At 66.8% G+C, this 16,539-nt stretch carries 13 protein-coding genes and 1 pseudogene; 2 read left to right on the top strand and 12 right to left on the bottom strand.

Annotated features, from left to right (window positions below; translation table 11 throughout):
- Positions 1 to 68: 68 nt before the first annotated feature.
- Positions 69 to 275, top strand: coding sequence for a hypothetical protein (locus tag ACUTAF_RS00960; protein ID WP_445578211.1), 207 nt, complete (start codon positions 69 to 71; stop codon positions 273 to 275).
- Positions 276 to 350: 75 nt separating this feature from the next.
- Here the strand turns inward: ACUTAF_RS00960 and ACUTAF_RS00955 are convergent, their stop codons facing one another.
- The 7 genes from ACUTAF_RS00955 to ACUTAF_RS00925 all read right to left on the bottom strand — a co-directional run bounded on the left by ACUTAF_RS00955 (position 351) and on the right by ACUTAF_RS00925 (position 9,050).
- On the bottom strand, positions 351 to 1,520 hold the full coding sequence (locus ACUTAF_RS00955; protein WP_445578210.1) for an iron-containing alcohol dehydrogenase: 1,170 nt from the start codon (positions 1,518 to 1,520) through the stop codon (positions 351 to 353).
- Positions 1,521 to 1,528: 8 nt separating this feature from the next.
- Positions 1,529 to 2,917, bottom strand: a complete 1,389-nt coding sequence (locus ACUTAF_RS00950; RefSeq protein WP_445578209.1) for an aldehyde dehydrogenase family protein — start codon at positions 2,915 to 2,917, stop codon at positions 1,529 to 1,531.
- Between the two features lie 99 nt (positions 2,918 to 3,016).
- Positions 3,017 to 4,390 carry a glutamine synthetase family protein gene (locus ACUTAF_RS00945; protein ID WP_445578208.1) on the bottom strand — a complete coding sequence of 458 codons (1,374 nt, stop codon included), beginning with the start codon at positions 4,388 to 4,390 and terminating at the stop codon, positions 3,017 to 3,019.
- 414 nt (positions 4,391 to 4,804) lie between these two features.
- Positions 4,805 to 5,842, bottom strand: coding sequence for a TRAP transporter substrate-binding protein (locus tag ACUTAF_RS00940; protein WP_445578207.1), 1,038 nt, complete (start codon positions 5,840 to 5,842; stop codon positions 4,805 to 4,807).
- A 131-nt stretch (positions 5,843 to 5,973) separates the two neighbouring features.
- Positions 5,974 to 7,299 carry a TRAP transporter large permease gene (locus ACUTAF_RS00935; RefSeq protein WP_445578206.1) on the bottom strand — a complete coding sequence of 442 codons (1,326 nt, stop codon included), beginning with the start codon at positions 7,297 to 7,299 and terminating at the stop codon, positions 5,974 to 5,976.
- Positions 7,299 to 7,805, bottom strand: a complete 507-nt coding sequence (locus tag ACUTAF_RS00930) for a TRAP transporter small permease subunit (RefSeq protein ID WP_445578205.1) — start codon at positions 7,803 to 7,805, stop codon at positions 7,299 to 7,301. The genes ACUTAF_RS00935 and ACUTAF_RS00930 overlap by 1 nt, the downstream gene beginning before the upstream one ends.
- Positions 7,806 to 8,150: 345 nt before the next feature.
- A complete protein-coding gene (locus ACUTAF_RS00925; protein WP_445578204.1) occupies positions 8,151 to 9,050 on the bottom strand; it encodes an AEC family transporter in 900 nt (299 codons plus the stop codon).
- Between the two features lie 307 nt (positions 9,051 to 9,357).
- Between ACUTAF_RS00925 and ACUTAF_RS00920 the strand changes: the two genes are divergently transcribed.
- Positions 9,358 to 9,645, top strand: coding sequence for a hypothetical protein (locus tag ACUTAF_RS00920; protein WP_445578203.1), 288 nt, complete (start codon positions 9,358 to 9,360; stop codon positions 9,643 to 9,645).
- 206 nt (positions 9,646 to 9,851) lie between these two features.
- On the opposite strand, the gene ACUTAF_RS00915 is transcribed toward ACUTAF_RS00920, so the two are convergent.
- From ACUTAF_RS00915 to ACUTAF_RS00895, 5 genes and pseudogenes are all read right to left on the bottom strand, one after another.
- The gene (locus ACUTAF_RS00915; protein ID WP_445582375.1) at positions 9,852 to 10,556 is read right to left on the bottom strand and encodes a methyl-accepting chemotaxis protein; all 705 of its coding nucleotides are present in this window, start codon (positions 10,554 to 10,556) and stop codon (positions 9,852 to 9,854) included.
- A 150-nt stretch (positions 10,557 to 10,706) separates the two neighbouring features.
- Positions 10,707 to 10,913, bottom strand: a pseudogene (locus ACUTAF_RS00910) (HAMP domain-containing protein); the annotation flags it as partial.
- 1,278 nt (positions 10,914 to 12,191) lie between these two features.
- A complete protein-coding gene (gene ampE / locus ACUTAF_RS00905) occupies positions 12,192 to 13,025 on the bottom strand; it encodes a regulatory signaling modulator protein AmpE (protein ID WP_445578202.1) in 834 nt (277 codons plus the stop codon).
- Between the two features lie 5 nt (positions 13,026 to 13,030).
- Positions 13,031 to 13,588 carry a 1,6-anhydro-N-acetylmuramyl-L-alanine amidase AmpD gene (ampD, locus tag ACUTAF_RS00900; RefSeq protein WP_445578201.1) on the bottom strand — a complete coding sequence of 186 codons (558 nt, stop codon included), beginning with the start codon at positions 13,586 to 13,588 and terminating at the stop codon, positions 13,031 to 13,033.
- A gap of 572 nt (positions 13,589 to 14,160) precedes the next feature.
- Positions 14,161 to 16,455 carry a DUF1631 domain-containing protein gene (locus tag ACUTAF_RS00895; RefSeq protein ID WP_445578200.1) on the bottom strand — a complete coding sequence of 765 codons (2,295 nt, stop codon included), beginning with the start codon at positions 16,453 to 16,455 and terminating at the stop codon, positions 14,161 to 14,163.
- Between the last annotated feature and the right edge of the window lie 84 nt (positions 16,456 to 16,539).

The following is a 16,539-nucleotide window of genomic DNA, read 5'->3' as shown; positions in this document are numbered from 1 at the left end:
CCCTCTCCCATAAATGGGAGAGGGGGCTGACCACCTATCCCGCAACGCTTTCGCTCCCTGGAGTCACCATGCGCCCGATCCGCCTCGCCCTGTTGCTCAGCCCCCTGCTGCTCGCCGCCTGTGGCGGTGCCGAGACCGCCACCACCGCCACCCTGCAGGCGCAGGACGCGGCGCAGAAACAGCAGCAGATGGAACAGCTCAAGCAGCAGATCGACCAGGTCAACCAGCAGGCCCAGCAGCGTCTGCAACAGCAGCTGGACGCCGCCGAGCAGTAACCGCCGACAAAACCAGTTCGTAGCCCGGATGAAATCCGGGGCAAACCGGCCAACCGCTCCCGGATTGCATCCGGGCTACAAGCTCCCGCGTAGCGCCTTCTCGAACAAGGCACTGTACTGCGCGGCGCTGAAGGCGATGGGATTGGTGCCGGCCGAGGGATCGACCTCGGCCATCCGTCCCACCTGCTCGATACGCGTGTCGTCGATGCCGATCTCGTCCAGGCTGTGGGCGATGCCCACCTCGCTGCGCAGCGCCAGCACCCAGTCCAGCACCGCGTCGAAGCCGCTGCCGGGCAGTGCCAGATAGCGCGCCATCTTCTCCATCTGCGCCTCGATGGCGCCGCGATTGGCCACCAGCACGTAAGGCATCAGCACCGCGTTGAGCAGGCCGTGATGGGCGTCGTACAGCGCCCCCAATGGATGGGCCAGCGCGTGCATCGCGCCGAGGCCGCGCTGGAAGGCGGTGGCGCCCATGCTCGAGGCCACCAGCATCTGCAGCCGCGCCTCGACATCACTTCCCTGCGCCACCGCACGTGGCAGGTACTGCTGCACCAGGCGCATGCCTTCCAGGGCGATGCCCTCGGCCATGGGATGGAACAGCGGCGAGCAGAACGCCTCCAGGCTGTGCGACAGCGCGTCCATACCAGTGGCGGCGGTGATCTTCGCCGGCAGGCCAACGGTCAGCTCGGGATCGAGTATCACTAGTGCCGGCAACATCCGCGCGTGGAAGATGATGCGCTTGATATGTGCCGCGTCGTCGGTGATCACCGAAGCGCGGCCGACCTCCGAGCCGGTGCCGGCGGTGGTCGGCACCGCCACCACCGGCGCCATGCCGGCGACATTGACCCGGCTGGCGTTGTCGCCGACGTCCTCGAAATCCCACAGCGGCCGATCCTGGCCGACCATCAGGGCGATGGCCTTGCCGGCATCCAGCGCCGAGCCGCCACCGAAGGCGATCACCCCGTCGTGCCCGCCGGCCTTGAACGCGGCCACACCGTCCATCACGTTGGCGCCGGTGGGGTTGCCCTTGATCGCCGAGAACAGCCCGGCGTTCAGCCCGGCGTCGCGGCACTGGCGCAGCGCCGCATCGATCATCGGCAGCGCGGCCAGGCCGGGGTCGGTGCACAGCAGCGGCGCGCGCATGCCGAGCTGACGGCAAGCCTCGGCCAACTCGGCAATGCGGCCGACGCCAACGCGCATCGAGGTGGGGTAGTTCCAGTTCATGCGGTACTGATTCAGGTCCATCGCACGCCTCACAGCTGAGTCTTGAAGTGGAAGGATTTCGGCCGGGTCAGTTGCTCGTAGCCGACCCGCGACAGGGTGCAGCCGCGCCCGGAGTTCTTCACCCCGGTCCAGGCCAGACCGGGGTCGAGATAGTCGCAGCGGTTGAGGAACACCGTGCCGGCCTCCACCCGCTCGGCCAGCGCCATGGCGGCGTCGACGTCGCGGCTGAAGATCGCCGCGGTCAGGCCGAACTCGCTGTCGTTCATCAGCGCCAGCGCCTCCTCGTCGTCGGCCACCTTCTGGATGCCCACCAGTGGGCCGAAGGATTCCTCGGTCATCACCCGCATGCCGTGGTGCACCCCGGTCAGTACCTGCGGCGCCAGGTAGGGCGTGCCCGGCGCATCCAGGGGGAACTCGGCCGGGTCGATATGCGCCCTGGCGCCTTGGGCCACCGCCTCGGCGATCTGGCCGCGGACGAAATCGGCGGCGTCGCTGCGCACCAGCGGGCCGAGGGTGGTCTGCGGGTCGTCCGAGCGCCCCAGCTTGTACTGGCGCACCAGCGCCACGGCGCGTTCGACGAAGGCGTCGTAGAGCGACTCGTGCACATAGATGCGCTCGATGCCGCAGCACGACTGCCCGGAATTGAAGAAGGCGCCGTCGATGGCGGTTTCCACCGCATGCGCCAGGTCGGCATCGGCGCGCACGTAGGCCGGATCCTTGCCGCCCAGCTCCAGCCCGACGCTGATGAAGCGCCCGGCCGCCGCCCGCTCGACCATGGCCCCGCCCGGCACCGAGCCGGTGAAGGCGACATGGGCAATGCTCGGCGCCTGGATCAGCGCTTCGGTCTCGCCGTGGCTCAGGTGCAGGTACTGGAACACGCCCTCAGGCAGACCGGCCTCGGCGAAGGCCTCGACCATGCGCTCGGCGCACAACGGGGTCTGCGCCGAGTGCTTGAGCAGCACCGCGTTGCCCGCCAGCAGCGCCGGTACCACTGCGTTCACCGCGGTCAGGTAGGGGTAGTTCCAGGGCGCGATGACCAGCGCCACGCCGAGCGGCTCACGGCGGATAAAGCGGGTGAAGCCGGGCTTGTCCGGCAGGCGGATGTCGGCCAGCGAACCCTCGGCGATATCGGCCATGTGGCTGGCGCGCTCGACGAAGCCACGGATCTCGCCGGCGGCGTAGCGAATCGGCCGGCCCATCATCCAGCACAGTTCCTCGGCCAGCTGGCTCTCGCGCGCGGCGAAGGCGGCGATGGCGCGCCGGGCGATGGCGATGCGTTCGCTAAGCGGCACCTGTTTCCAGGCCCGCTGCGCCAGCTCGGCCTGGGCCAGCGCGGCCTGGATCTCGGGGTTGGAAGCCAGACGCCGCTCGACGTAGACCGAGCCGTCGATGGGGGAAATGCATTGCAGCTTGCTCATAAGGTGCTCCGTAAGAGGAATCGCGACCCACGCGGCGGATCGCGCGCCGCGCTCGTCCCCCTCGCCCCTCCGGGGAGAGGGTTGTGGAGAGGGGAGCGCTCAGATGATTTCGAAGTAGCGATCCAGCTCCCAGTCGCTGACATGGCGGCGGTACTCGCGCTCCTCCCATTCTCGGCTGGCGGCGAAGTGCTCGACGAAGGCGTCGCCGAACAGCTCGCGCGCAGCCTGCGAGGCCTTCAGGCGCTGCGCCGCGTCCCACAGGGTGCGCGGCAGCGCCAGCTCCTCGGGATGCTTGACCGCATAGGCGTTGCCGCTGACCGGCGCAGTCGGCTCCCACTCCTGCATGATCCCGTACAGCCCCGAGCCGATGGCCACCGACAGCGCCAGGAAGGGGTTGCCGTCGGCGGCGCCGAGGCGGTACTCCTGACGCTGCGACTTGTCGCTGCCGGGAATCACCCGCAGTGCCGCGGTGCGGTTCTCCACGCCCCAGGTGGCGTCGGTGGGCGCCCAGAAACCGGGAATCAGGCGCCGGTAGCTATTGAGCGTCGGCGCCACCATGCACAGGAATTCCGGCATCAGGCGCTGCTGGCCGGCGAGGAAATGCCGCTGCAGCTTGCTCATGTTGTGCGCCTGGCTCGGGTCGTAGAAGGCCGACTTGTCGGTCGCGCGGTCGCGCAGCGAAACGTGGATATGCCCGCTCTGCCCCGGGTACTTGCCCGACCACTTGGCCATGAAGGTGGCCATCAGGCCGTTGCGCTGGGCCAGCACCTTCATGAAGGTCTTGAACAGCGCGCCCTTGTCCGCCGCCGCCTCGGCGCGGTCGTAGGCGATCGCCGCCTCCAGCACGCCGGGGCCGGTCTCGGTGTGCAGGCCCTCGATGGGAAAGTCCATGCTCTCGCCCATCTCGAGGATCTGGTGGTAGAGCTCGGCGTGCACCGAGTTGCGGATCATCGAGTAGCCGAACCAGTCCGGGGTGAACGGCTTGAGGTCGCGAAAGCCCTTGGCCCGCGCTGACTCCGGCGTCTCGTCGAACATGAAGAACTCGTACTCCAGCGCCGCATAGGGTTCGAAGCCCATGGCCTGGCAGCGCTCGATCACCCGCCGCAGGGTGCCGCGCGGGCACACCGCCTCGGCCTGCTGGTCGAACTCGGCGAGAAACAGCAGCATGCCGTTCTCGAAGGGAATCTCGCGGCAGGTATGCGGCAGGATGCGCACCGGCGCGTCCGGGTAGCCGGTGTGCCAGCCGGTGTACTGGGCGTTGTCGTAGAGCTGGTCCTTGACGTCCCAGCCGAGCACCACGTCGCAAAAGGCGAAACCGTGCTCCAGGGCGGAGAAGAACTTGCTGCGGCTCATGTACTTGCCGCGCATCACCCCATCGTTGTCGAACAGGCCGACTTTCACGTGGCTCAGGCCACGCTCCTCGACGATGCGCCGGGCATCGCCCAGGGTCTTTACATCCCGTGGTTTGAACATGCTAACCCCTGTGTCTTGTTGTTATGGCGGGCGGGTTCAGCGAGCGGCTGGGCATCCATGATCGGCTAGGCCGACGACGCACGGGCGCAGCGCGACGCCTATCACAGCGTCCGTTTCAGGCCCATTGAGTGTGGTACAGGATTGCCGGGATGGCAGGGATCGGGCGGGAAAAAACTGTGGTTGGACGCGGACGCGGCGCAACGGCTGGTGGACAACGGAAGGTTATCCACCCTACAGCGCCATTACGGCCACGTAGGGTGGAAAACCGCGAAGCGTTCTCCACCTGGCTTGAATCCGAGCCGGCTCGGTAACAGCAGGGCTGCGCAATCTCGGCACCGGCCGTTTCCTGCCCCCCATCCAAAAACCACGCCCGTACCTCTGGGCACGGGCGTTTGGCCTCATCTACTCGCGGCTTCAACCGCGATAAGGCGCCCCCGCCTTGGCCATCAGCGCGTTGTATTTCTTGAAGATGTCCACCACCTTGGCGCAGCGCGGGCTGGTCTTGGCGATCTCGTCCCAGAACTTCAGCGCCTCGGCTTCCACCGTGGCCCATTCCTCGGCCGGGATGGAGGTCAGCTGCAGCTTGCCGCCCTCGACGCGCAACTGCGCCTCGCCGCCCCAGTACCAGTGCTGGCGGTAGTAGTTGGAGCTGTCCATGCACAGCTTGAACAGGGTCTTGAGGTGCTCGGGCACCTCGGCCCACTTGTCCGAATTGGCGAAGTAGGAGCCGATCCAGGCGCCGGAGATGTTGTTGGTTAGGAAGTACTTGGTGACGTTGGCCCAGCCGACGGTGTAGTCCTCGGTGATGCCGGACCAGGCGATGCCGTCCAGTTCGCCGGTCTGCACCGCCACTTCGACGTCCTCCCAGGGCAGCGTCACCGGGATCACGCCGAAGCGGGCGAGAAACTTGCCGGCGGTTGGGAAGGTGAAGATGCGCTTGCCCTTGAGGTCGTCGAGCTTGGTGATCGGCTGCACCGTGGCGAAGTGGCAAGGGTCCCAGGCCCCGGCGCCGAGCCAGGTGACGCCCTTGACCTCGCCATAGGCCTCGGCCCAGATCTCGTTGAGCCCGTATTTCTCGAACAGCACCGGCACGTCGAGGCTGTAGCGGGTGGCGAAGGGGAAGTAGCCGCCGAACACCGAGACGTCCACCGGCGCGGCGATGGAGTCATCGTCGCTCTGCACCGCGTCGATGGTACCGCGCTGCATGGCGCGGAACAGTTCGCCGGTGGGCACCAGCTGGTCGGCGAAGTACAGCTGGATCTCCATCTGGCCGTTGGCGGCCTTGTTGAAGGCGTCGATGGACGGCTTGATCACGTGCTCGGCCAGCGCCGGACCGGCGTAGGTCTGCAGGCGCCAGGTGATCTTCTTCGGCTCCTCGGCGTAGATGTGCGCCGAGCCGAGGGCAGCGGTGCCGACCGCGGCGGTTTTCAGGAAATCGCGTCTCGTACTCATGCTGTTCTCTCCAATAGTGTCGATGCAGATGCAATACAACCGCTTATTGCCGCCGCAGCCGGCGGCTCTTACCAGCGGCCGGCAGGTGCCGGCTCGACTGCTGGCGCGCGGGGCGCGCCGATTTCCGCAAATCAGCCGCCGTAGTGCAGCTGCGGCAACCACAGCGCCAGCTGTGGAAAGACCATCACCAGGGCCAGGGCCAGGGCCATGATCAGTACGAAGGGGGTGACCGAGACGTAGATGTCGCGCAGGCTCACCTCGGGCGGGGCCATGGCGCGCATGAGGAACAGGTTGTAGCCGAACGGCGGGGTCATGTAGGCGATCTGGCAGGTGATGGTGTAGAGCACGCCGTACCAGATCAGGTCGAAGCCCAGCTCGCCTACCAGCGGCACGTAGAGCGGCGCGACGATCACCAGCATGGCGGTGTCGTCGAGGAACATGCCCATCAGGATGAACGACAGCTGCATGATGATCAGGATCTGCCAGGGCCCCAGGTGCAGGCTGTCGACGAAGAACTGCTCGATCGCCCGCACCGCGCCGAGACCGTCGAACACCGCGCCGAAGCACAGCGCGGCGAGGATGATCCACATGAACATGCAGCTGATGGCCAGGGTCTTGCGCAGCGTTTCCTCCATCACCTTGCCGCTCAGCCGGCCCTTGAACAGGGCGGCCAGGGTGGCGGCCGCGGCCCCCACCGCCGAGCTCTCCACCAGGCTGGTGTAGCCCAGCAGGAACAGCCCGGTCATGGCAAAGAAGATGAACAACGGCACCAGCCCGGCGCTGAGCAGGCGCAGCTTCTCGCTCCAGGAAATCTGCTCGCGCTCGGCCTTGGCCAGCGGCGGCCCCATCTGCGGCTGCAGGCGGCAACGGATGGCGATATAGAGCATGAACATTCCGGCCATCATCAGCCCGGGAATCGCCCCGGCCAGCCACAGCTGGCCCACCGGCTGGCGCGCGATCATGCCGTAGAGCACCAGCACCACGCTGGGCGGAATGAGGATGCCCAGCGAGCTGCCGGCCTGGATCACCCCGGTGATCATGATCTTGTCGTAGCCGCGGCGCAGCAGTTCGGGCAGGGCGATGCTGGCGCCGATCGCCATGCCGGCCACGCTCAGGCCGTTCATCGCCGAGATCGCCACCATCAGGAAGATGGTGCCGATGGCCAGGCCGCCGGGCAGCGGCCCCATCCACACGTGGAACATGCGATAGAGGTCTTCGGCGATACCCGACTCGGAGAGCATGTAACCCATGAACACGAACATCGGCAGGGTCAGCAGCGGGTACCACTTCATCAGCTTCATCGCCGCGCTGAAGGCCATCTCCGAGCCGCCATCGCCCCACAGCAGCAATGCGGCCGCTGCCGCGACGAAACCGATGGCGCCGAACACGCGCTTGCCGGTGAGCAGCAGCAGCATCATCGAGGAGAACATCAGCAGCGCGATCAGCTCGTAGCTCATCACAGCGTCTCCCCGCGGGCGGCGTAGAAATCCTTGAAGAAGGTAGCGACGGCCTGCAACAGCATCAGGGCGATGCCGAGGCACATGACGATCTTGATCGGCGCCATGTAGGGCGACCAGGCCGAGTAGCTGGTCTCCTTGTATTCGAGGGCGTACTCGGTGGAGGAGATGCCGCCGATCAGCAGCAGCACCAGGTAGAAGATCAGCATGAACACGGTGATCGCATCGACGATGGCGCGGGTGCGCGGCGACCAGTGGCTGTAGGCCAGGTCCATGCGCACGTGGGCGTCGAGTTGCATCGAGTAGGCGCCGCCGAGCAGGAAATAGGCGACCATGAGGAACTGGGCGCTTTCCAGGGTCCAGATCGAGGGGGTGAAGAAGGTCTTGCTGATCGAGGAGTACAGCAGCACCGCCAGCATGGCGAAGATCAGGTACATGGCGAAACGCCCGACTCCCCGGTTGAATGCGTCCACCGCGTGGACGAACGCTCGAATGCCCTTGCGCATGCAGTTTCCTGCTTTTTCTGTTCGTTATCTCGTCAGCCTAGACGAAGATTCGCCAAAGCCAACCGCCCCGCCGGGCCACAGCAGGAAACGCGCCAGCCACCCTGGCTGCGCCCTTCTGCGAACAAAATCAATGGATTGGAAAGCGCCGAGCTGGCGTCCCGGCGCGCCGGGAAGGCCGCGAGCACCGAGGCGGTGCGCGCCGGCTCCTCATCCCGGGGCATCCGGCCATGAGTGGCACACCGCCACCGGCTACCGCTGCCGGTGGTGGCGGCGAAGCGCCTCGCGGGGGATCGGCCCATGCAGTCGCATCCCCATGGATGCAGCGGCTCGCCCCTGCAGGGCCATTCAGAAACCCATCACCAGCATCCACAGCGGCAGCGAGCCGGCCGCCAGCAGGGTGGACAGGGAGATCGCCGCGCTGACGCTGCGGCTGTCCTCGGCGCTGCGGGCGAAGGCCATCACGTTGACCCCGCTGGGGCAGGCGGCGAGCAGCACGAGGACCGTGCGCGCCGTCTCGTTCAGGCCGGGCAGCTGGCCGCTGAGCCAGCAGACCAGCGCCGGGAACAGCGCCAGCTTGGCCAGCGCCACGCCCCAGGCCTCGCCGGTCGGACGCAGGCGATAGCGCGACAGGCTGGCGCCGAGCACGATCAGGGCACAGGGCAAGGCGGCCTGGCCCAGCCAGGTGATCGCCCGCCACAGGCTTTCCGGCACCACCAGCCCGGACAGGTTGAGCAAGGCACCGAGCGCCAGGCCGATGATCATCGGGTTGGCCAGGTTGTTCAGCAGGGCGCGGCCGTCGACCCGCTCCCGACTGCCGAAAGCGGCGTAGAAACTGTGCAGGGAAAACAGCGTGAGGCTGTGGAACACCAGGATGGCGAATACATAGAGCAGACCGTCCGCCCCCATCAGGCTGGCGATCAGCGGGATACCCACCAGCACGTTGTTGGAGAAGGCCGCCACCAGCCCCAGCGGCGAGGCCGTGCCGCGGCGCCAGTGGGCCAGCGCGTTGACCGCGGCGAACACCAGCAGCACCGGCAGGTAGTAGGCCAGCAGCAACATCGGCGACAGGCCATCGGCCAGCTGCGCCTTGGCGATGCCGGCGAACAGCAGCGTCGGCATGAACAGCTTGAAGGTGATATTGGCCAGTCCGGTCGCCGACTCGGCGCTGAGCCACTGGCGCCACCCCAACAGATAGCCGAGAACGATCAGGGCAAAGATCGGCAGAATCGCCTGTACCGCGAGCATGGATGGAACTGTCTCCGGGAAAAAAGGCCGGTCGGCCCGCTGCGAGGGGGCCCAGCATACGCGCAGCCGGCAGACGATGCGAATACCCGTCAGCCAGGCCGACGCGCAACCGGGCGGACGCCGGCAAAGCCCCGCCACGGCGTCCGACCGTTGCCTGACAGCCTGGCTGGAAGCCCCGCCCCAGAGCCATCCGACGGCGCATCGACGGTATCGATGGAGACTATCAGAACGGTCGACTTCTTATCTTCGGCCAAGTCCCTAACATTGCCTCCCGTAGCCCTGAGCCCCCGCAACGGAGGAGCCGAAGATGTCCAGCAAACTGATCCTGACCCTTAGCCTGAGCCTGTTGGCCGGCAGTGCCTTCGCCGTGCCCAGCACCGCCCCCTTCCCCCTAGTGGGCGAAGCCAGGGACAGCCAGGCACAACAGCCACGCCCGAACCCGACGCTGAGCGTGAACGGTTCCGAGCGCACCCCGGGCCAGCAACGCCTCAAACTGGCCGAAGACGGCGCAGAGCGCACCCCGGGCAGCCGGCGCATCCAGCTGGCCGAAGGTGGCGCCGAACGTCTGCTCGAACGCCGTGCCCATGCCGGTTAAGCACGGCAGCGCCGATCCTCGCAGCCGCAAGAAAACGCCGCGACTCCCTTAACGGAGCCGCGGCGTAATGCCGATCAGCAGACTTTCGTAGGAGCCCCGCCCCCGGGGCGAAGCTTTTCGCGTCAGCGCGCCTAGGTTCGCGGCGGGGCGCCGCTCCTACAGGTTCGGCAAACAGATCCTTAACTGAGCGGCATTAGTCGCGCCGCCTATACACGAAACGCCCCGATCAACTGCTTGAGCCGCGAAACCAGTTCGGACAGCTCGCGGCTGGCCTCCTCGGTCTGGCTGGCGCCGGCGGCGGTGCGCTCGCCGGCGTGGTTGATCTCGACGATGTTCTGGTCGATATCGTGAGCCACGGCGGTCTGTTGCTCGGCAGCCGCGGCGATTTGCTGGTTCTGATCGACGATCAGGCCTACCGCGCCGAGGATATTCTCCAGCGCCTGCTGCACCTTGGCCGACTCGCTGACGGTGCCGTCGGCCATCTGGTGGCTGGCGTTCATCGCCTTGACCGCCGCGCCGACGCCGCCCTGCAGTTTGGCGATCATCGACTCGATTTCCTCGGTGGACTGCTGGGTGCGCTTGGCCAGATTGCGCACCTCGTCGGCCACCACGGCGAAGCCGCGGCCCTGCTCGCCGGCCCGTGCCGCCTCGATCGCGGCGTTGAGCGCCAGCAGGTTGGTCTGCTCGGCGATGCCCTTGATCACGTCGAGCACCTGGCTGATCGAGGCGCTGTCGGCGGCCAGCTGGTTGATCACCGCCACCGACTGGTCGATCTCGCCGGCCAGGCGCTGGATGGCGCCGACCTGGGTCTCGACCAGGGCGCGACCGCTGACCGTTTCCTGGTTGACGCTCTGCGCGCTGCCCACCGCGGCGGCGGCGCTGCGTGCCACCTCCTGGGCGGTGGCCGACATCTGATTCATCGCCGTGGCCACCTGTTCGATCTGCGCACGCTGGCCGGCCACCGCCTGGTTGCTCTCGCCGGACACCAGCTCGACCCGGTCGGCCTGGCCTTCGACCTCGCCGACGGTGTGGCCGACCCGCTCGATCAGGTCGTGGATACGCACCACGGTCTGGTTGAACACCTGACCCAGCTCGCCCAGCTCGTCGCGGCTCTGCGCCTGGAAGCTCACGGTCATGTCGCCGCCGGCGACCTTGTCCATCACCTGGCCGAGGGTCTTCAGAGTGGTGCGGGTGGAGACGTAGAAGCCGGCGTAGAGATAGAGGATCAGCAGGAACACCACCACCAGGGCGACCACCAGCAGCACCATCTGCGCGCGGTTGTCGTTCAGCCGCTCGCTCAGCTGGCTGTCGAGAAAGGCCAGCAGCGCGTCGTTGAAGGCATGGGTGCTGGCCATCTGCTGGCTGACCTGCTCGTAGAACTGCGCCCAGGGGGTGTCCAGGCTGTCGGCGACGATCACCTGATCCTCGAACAGCACGGCGCTGTCCTTGAGCGTCTGCCGGCTGGCCTCGGCCAGGCTGCCCAGGCCGTTTTGCGCGGCGACGTTGCCGGCCAGCGCTTCCTGCAGGTTGAGGCCGTACTCGGCGTGCAGCTTCTCCAGCTGCAGCAGCAGGTCGTCGAACTGGGTGCTGGCCGCGGAGTTGAGGAAGCCCTGAGCCAGGGAATAGGCGCCGACGGCGCGCCCCTGAGCCAGCACCGCGGTCACCTGCGGCGTGACGCCGGTGATCAGCTCGCTGATCTGCCGCACCTGGCGCTGCGGATCCTGGCTGAGGCCGGCCTGGCTGGCCACCAGCTTGATGAACACCTGGGAGGAGCCGAGCAGCTTCTCGATGATCACCGTCTTGCTCTGCAACGAGGTCTCGGCCTCGGCGCTCTGCAACGCGGCGAGCATCTCGTCGCGCTTGGCGACGAACTCGGCGGCCTGCTCGGCATCGCGTGCCACCGGTTCGAGGCCTTGCAGGCTGGCGCTGAGCGCCTGTTGCAACTGATCGATGCGCTCCTCCAGATCGCCGGCCTGGCCGGACTGGCCGATCATCGCGTTGATCTGCGCCAGGTCGTTCAGGCTCTCCAGATCCCGACGCAGTTGCAGGCTCTCGCCGAGCAGCTCGAGGCTCTCCAGCGCGGTTTGGGTACCGACGAACTGGCGATAGGAGTCACGCACCAGATAGAAGTTGGTGACCAGCATCGGCAGGAAGAACAGAACGCTGATCAGACTGAATTTCATGCCGAAGCTGAGGCGATTCATCAGCGCGATGGCCGGATACAACACGGTCTTCACTAGACGTCTCCAGTTGCCATTATTGTTATGAGTGCTGCGCGGACGGCCGCGCCTATCGCGGTCCAGGGTCGCGCCCAGTGCAGCCGTCTCGTGGCGCGTGGATGGGCCGAGCGATGTGAAGGGCCTCACGAAACGGGAGCGGCGGCGGCCTTCTATATACCCGTTATCGACGCCGATCTCTGTAACTTAAGGTTAAGCGCGTGCAGCCGGAAGCGGACCCGGACCATGGTTAGGGCAGACGCGAAGCGAGCCGTCCGCCGGATTGAGCACAACTCTCAGGTTCGCTCCGCCTTTGCGCGCGGACCAGCGCTATACCAGCAGCACCCACAGCGCATAGGCGGCATACCAGACCACCGCGGCGCGGATCAGCAACTGCCAGAGCTGGTCCAGGGTGTCGACGCCCGCCTCGCCCAGGATCGGCTCCGGCATCTCGCCGGCAGCGCGCCCGGCCCTGATCACCAGCTGTGCGGCGGAGATGTCCCAGCTGAGCAGTTCGTGCAGCAGCGCGCGGCTGACCGCGACGAAGTTGCCGACCAGGGCGAAGCTGGCGGCCAATACCCGAGCCGGCAACCAATCGAAGGCATGCCGCAGCTGCGCCGCACGCTCGCGCAGGGCCGGCTGCTCGCCGTGCTCGGCACCGAGCGCCAGCAGGCGGTAGGCCAGCGCGGCCATAGGCCCGAGCAGCAGGTACCAGAAGATCACCGCGAAGAAACTCTGGTAGGCCTGCCAGAGCAGATGCCCCTGCACCTGTTTCAACAGTTCGCCACCTTCCTCCGGCTGCAGCGCCAGGTCGCGCTCGACCACGTGGTAGGCGGCCTGGGCGTCTGCGCGCCGCCAGGCATCGCGGAAGGGCCCGAGCGCGGCCTGCAGGTCGCCGCGCCCGAGGCTGTAGATCAGCACCAGCAGATGCACCGGCAGAGCCAGCCAGCCGTACGCCAGCGGCTCGAGCGCCAGCAGCAGCAAGCCGAGGGCCAGCACCGGCAACAGCACCAGCAGCGCCAGGCACAACCAGGGCGCGCCCTGCAGACTGCCGCGCTGCAGACGCCGCAACTGTTCCAGCCAGGGACCGTCCTGCTGGATGCGCAGGCGCCAGGCGGAGAACTTCTCGACCCACAGCACCAGCAGAATCACCAGAAAACTCATCGTCATCACTCCTTTCGATCGGTGAGGGCGGCATACAGGCGCTGCCAGTCGAACGCCCGGCCCGGATCGGTCTTGCGGCCCGGGGCGATATCGCTGTGGCCGCGAATGCGTTGCGGCGTCAACGCCGGATAGGCGGCCAGCAACTGCCGGCTAAGCTCGGCCAGGCTGGCGTACTGGGCATCGCTGTAGGGCTCATCGTCGGTGCCCTCCAGCTCGACGCCGAGGGAGAAGTCGTTGCAGTTGTCGCGCCCGTCGAAGCGGGACTGCCCGGCATGCCAGGCGCGCTCCAGACAGGAGACGAACTGCGTGACGGCGCCGTCGCGCTCGATGAAGAAATGCGCCGACACCTGCAATGAGGCGATCTCGGCGTAGAAGGGGTGCTCGCCCACCGGCAGGCGGTTCTGGAAGAACGCCTGCACCTTGCCGGTACCGAACTGCCCGGGCGGCAGGCTGATGTTGTGCACCACCAGCAGGGAAATCTCGCCCTGCGGCCGCGCGTTGCAGTTCGGCGAAGGGCAATGGCAGATGCCTTGGAACCAGCCGGTGGAGGGGTCAAGCTGCATGGGGCGCTCCTGAACGAGCCCCCACTCTAGAGCAGCCGGCCGCAGCGGCCAAGGGCGAGACAGCAACAGGATGTGCGGCGCCGGGGACCATCGCGGCGTACCCCGTGTCAGGTAGGAGCCGCGCCCCGCGGCGGATCGCGATACCGCAAAAGCCAAAGACTTCGCCCCGGGGCTCCCACAGGTTCGAGCAGTTGGGTAGGGTGCGCCGCGCGTACCACGAAGCGGACACCAGGTCCATGGGCTGGACACACCCCTAGGGAAACCCGGAAATAATCGGGCGCAAGCGGGGCAGCAGCCTTATCGCTGAACAGCGCTTGCGCTGGCCCGAAGGGGAATAATCCACAACCTGCGTAGTCCCTGGGCTCCCGCCTTCGCGGGAGTGACGAGAAATGGCTTCTTTCAGAACTTCCCTGGCTGGCAAAGAACAGTCGCAGGTTGACCCGAGAGGCCTGCGACGAAGCGCAACATCGACGCGGGCGACATGCGGATCGTCGAGCGGGGCGTTGCCTCCCCGCCGGGCTTCGCTGCGCTGAGCGCCAAGCTGGGCCAAGCAACTGGCCCGGCAGAACGTCTCAGGTGTTCTTCAGCTTGCGCAGATTGCCGATCACCGATTCCAGGGCACGGTCGAACAGCAGCGCATCGTCGAGCAGGCGGATGGCGTTGCGGCGGAACTCCACGGCCAGGCCGGTGCGGGTCTTCTCCAGCACCTTCATGCCGGTGCGGTTGACGAACACGAACTTGCCGGTGGGCTTGATGATGGCCGCCAGCTTGCAGCGCAGCTTGTGTTCCTCGTCTTCCTGGATTTCGACCCAGCTGCCCACGCGCAGGTTGTCCACCTGCAACAACGCCTCGTCGTCGTCCGGCAATACCGCTTCCGGTTCCTGCGGGCGGCTCTGGCCGGGCGCCAGCAGAACGATCTCCTCGACCACCTCGACCATCGCCGGTGCGTCCTCGGCTTCCTCGGCCGGCGGCAACTCCAGCAGGGGCATCTCGCCCTCGGCTTGCGGCGCCTGCGCGTCCGCGGCCGGAGCCGGTTCGGCCTCCGCCACGACGCGCTTGAAGCGCTGGAAGGCCTGCACATGCAGCGACTCCAGCTGGCTGAAGAATTCGCTGGTGGAGAAGGGGTCGAAGGCAGCGCTGGTCATGCCCTCGCGCAGCGCCTTGAGCAGGCCGGGCACCAACTCCAGCAGGCGCAGGCGCGCCTCGGGCTCCTCGTGCGGGGCCACGCTCCAGACCAGGTCATCCATGGTCTGCAGAGCGGCCTGCCATTCCGCAGAGTCCACGCCGTGCTTGAGGCAGGTCAGCATCAGCACCTTGCTCCAGGCTTCCTGCAGCAAACGCACCACCACCTCGGGCAGGGTCTTGCCCAGCAGCCGTTCGTTCAACGCATGCTCCACCTCGCGACGGGCCAGCTCGGCCTTGGCCCTGCCCTCCTCGGCATCGCGGGTGCGCTGCTCGAGCAGTTCGCTGCGGCGACGCTCGTCACCGGTAAAGGCCATGAACTCGGCGAGCAGCTCGGAGAAGATGGTCGGATCGTCAACGAAATCGTTGAGCAGACGCTGCACCACCTGCTCGATCTTCTGGTACAGGCTGTCACGCTGCGCGTCGCCCTGCTCGCCCCAGCCCAGAGCGGCGGAGGCGATCTCGTTGAGCAGGCGCCGCGCCGGGTGGCTGCCCCGGCTGAAGAAGGTCTTGTCCAGCACCGCGACCTTGAGCATGGGAATCTGCAGGCGGCCGATCAGCGCCTTGAGCGAGTCCGGCAGGGTGCGATCGTCGAGAATGAACTCGAACAGCATGGACACCAGATTGATCACGTCCTCGTCGACCTCGCCGACCACCCGCGCCTTGCCGCTCTTGGCGCTGGCCCGGGCGAGCAGTTGCTCGAGCTGCTCGCGCAGGTCGAAATCGGCCAGGTCGATCTGCGCAGGCGCGCGCTGCTGCATGTACGACAGCAGGCGCATCAGGTCGTTGCTGGAGATCGGCAGCGCATCGGCCACCTGGGCGCGCCGCGGCATCGCCGTGCCGCGCACCTGGGAGAGCAGTTCCTGCAGGGCGCCGAACACCTCCTGCATGCCTTCGTCGCCCCCCGCCAGCAGCGGAAAGCCTTCCTCGCCAGCGGCCGCAGTAGAGCGTGCGGGCGAACCCGGGCGCGGTTGCCGGCTTGGCGCCACCGATTTCAGTTCCGGCAGCACACCGGCGGCCGCCAGCACCTGATTGGCCTCGGCATAGAGCTGCTCGCAACCGCCGAGCACGTATTTTTCGAAGAGCTTGAGGATGATCAGCTTGACCTTGATCTCCACCCCGAGGCTGCTGCAGGCATCGAGGAAGCAGCTGCTGAGCAGTACCGGGCCGAGCGGGTTGCCCTTGTCGTCGAGTTTCTTGCTGATCAAGGTGTTGAGACGGGTGGTCAGGTGCTCCAGGGCGATGCCGTCGCGGCTCATCACCTTGGCCACCATGGCATCCAGCGCGACGCTCTCCTCCAGCTCGTCGTCCTGCACAAGGGTCAGGCTGTCGAAGGAGACCGCCCCCAGCTGCGGCTGCGACTTGCCGATTTCATACTGATTGAGGTTGGAGAACGCCTCGAAGACCTTCTGCAGGAAACCGCGTTCGATGTTCTTGCGCTTCAGGCGCAGGTCGCGCATGGCCTCGAAGAAGGTATTCTGCTCGGCATTGCTGGTAGCCCGGTCGGCCATCTCGAAGAGACTGTCGTCGGCGTTGTCGAACAGGCTCTGCAGCGTTCGCTGGAGCTGTCGCGCGGCCTTGTCACGCACCTGGATCAGCGCCACGGGCAATCTTCCTACCGGCGATGTTGGCGATTGCTCTGTGGCGGCCTTGGTCAGGGGCACCACATTCGCGTCGGTCTTCATTTCAATCTCCTGCAGACTGCCCGGGGCTGGGGCTTCTGGTCTGCACAGCTGCAACCGAGCGTCATCCGTAACGTCAAATGCATG

This window comes from Pseudomonas sp. SP16.1, from assembly GCF_052682975.1.
Note: the sequence above shows the minus strand (reverse complement) of the source record. Positions and strands in the feature narration are given on the sequence as shown.

Excerpts from the sequence above, each read along its gene's own strand:
- ACUTAF_RS00960 (WP_445578211.1), top strand. The coding sequence starts at position 69 with ATGCGCCCGATCCGCCTCGCCCTGTTGCTCAGCCCCCTGCTGCTCGCC.
- ACUTAF_RS00955 (WP_445578210.1), bottom strand. The coding sequence starts at position 1,520 with ATGGACCTGAATCAGTACCGCATGAACTGGAACTACCCCACCTCGATG.
- ACUTAF_RS00950 (WP_445578209.1), bottom strand. The coding sequence starts at position 2,917 with ATGAGCAAGCTGCAATGCATTTCCCCCATCGACGGCTCGGTCTACGTC.
- ACUTAF_RS00945 (WP_445578208.1), bottom strand. The coding sequence starts at position 4,390 with ATGTTCAAACCACGGGATGTAAAGACCCTGGGCGATGCCCGGCGCATC.
- ACUTAF_RS00940 (WP_445578207.1), bottom strand. The coding sequence starts at position 5,842 with ATGAGTACGAGACGCGATTTCCTGAAAACCGCCGCGGTCGGCACCGCT.
- ACUTAF_RS00935 (WP_445578206.1), bottom strand. The coding sequence starts at position 7,299 with ATGAGCTACGAGCTGATCGCGCTGCTGATGTTCTCCTCGATGATGCTG.
- ACUTAF_RS00930 (WP_445578205.1), bottom strand. The coding sequence starts at position 7,805 with ATGCGCAAGGGCATTCGAGCGTTCGTCCACGCGGTGGACGCATTCAAC.
- ACUTAF_RS00925 (WP_445578204.1), bottom strand. The coding sequence starts at position 9,050 with ATGCTCGCGGTACAGGCGATTCTGCCGATCTTTGCCCTGATCGTTCTC.
- ACUTAF_RS00920 (WP_445578203.1), top strand. The coding sequence starts at position 9,358 with ATGTCCAGCAAACTGATCCTGACCCTTAGCCTGAGCCTGTTGGCCGGC.
- ACUTAF_RS00915 (WP_445582375.1), bottom strand. The coding sequence starts at position 10,556 with ATGTCGGCCACCGCCCAGGAGGTGGCACGCAGCGCCGCCGCCGCGGTG.
- ampE (WP_445578202.1), bottom strand. The coding sequence starts at position 13,025 with ATGAGTTTTCTGGTGATTCTGCTGGTGCTGTGGGTCGAGAAGTTCTCC.
- ampD (WP_445578201.1), bottom strand. The coding sequence starts at position 13,588 with ATGCAGCTTGACCCCTCCACCGGCTGGTTCCAAGGCATCTGCCATTGC.
- ACUTAF_RS00895 (WP_445578200.1), bottom strand. The coding sequence starts at position 16,455 with ATGAAGACCGACGCGAATGTGGTGCCCCTGACCAAGGCCGCCACAGAG.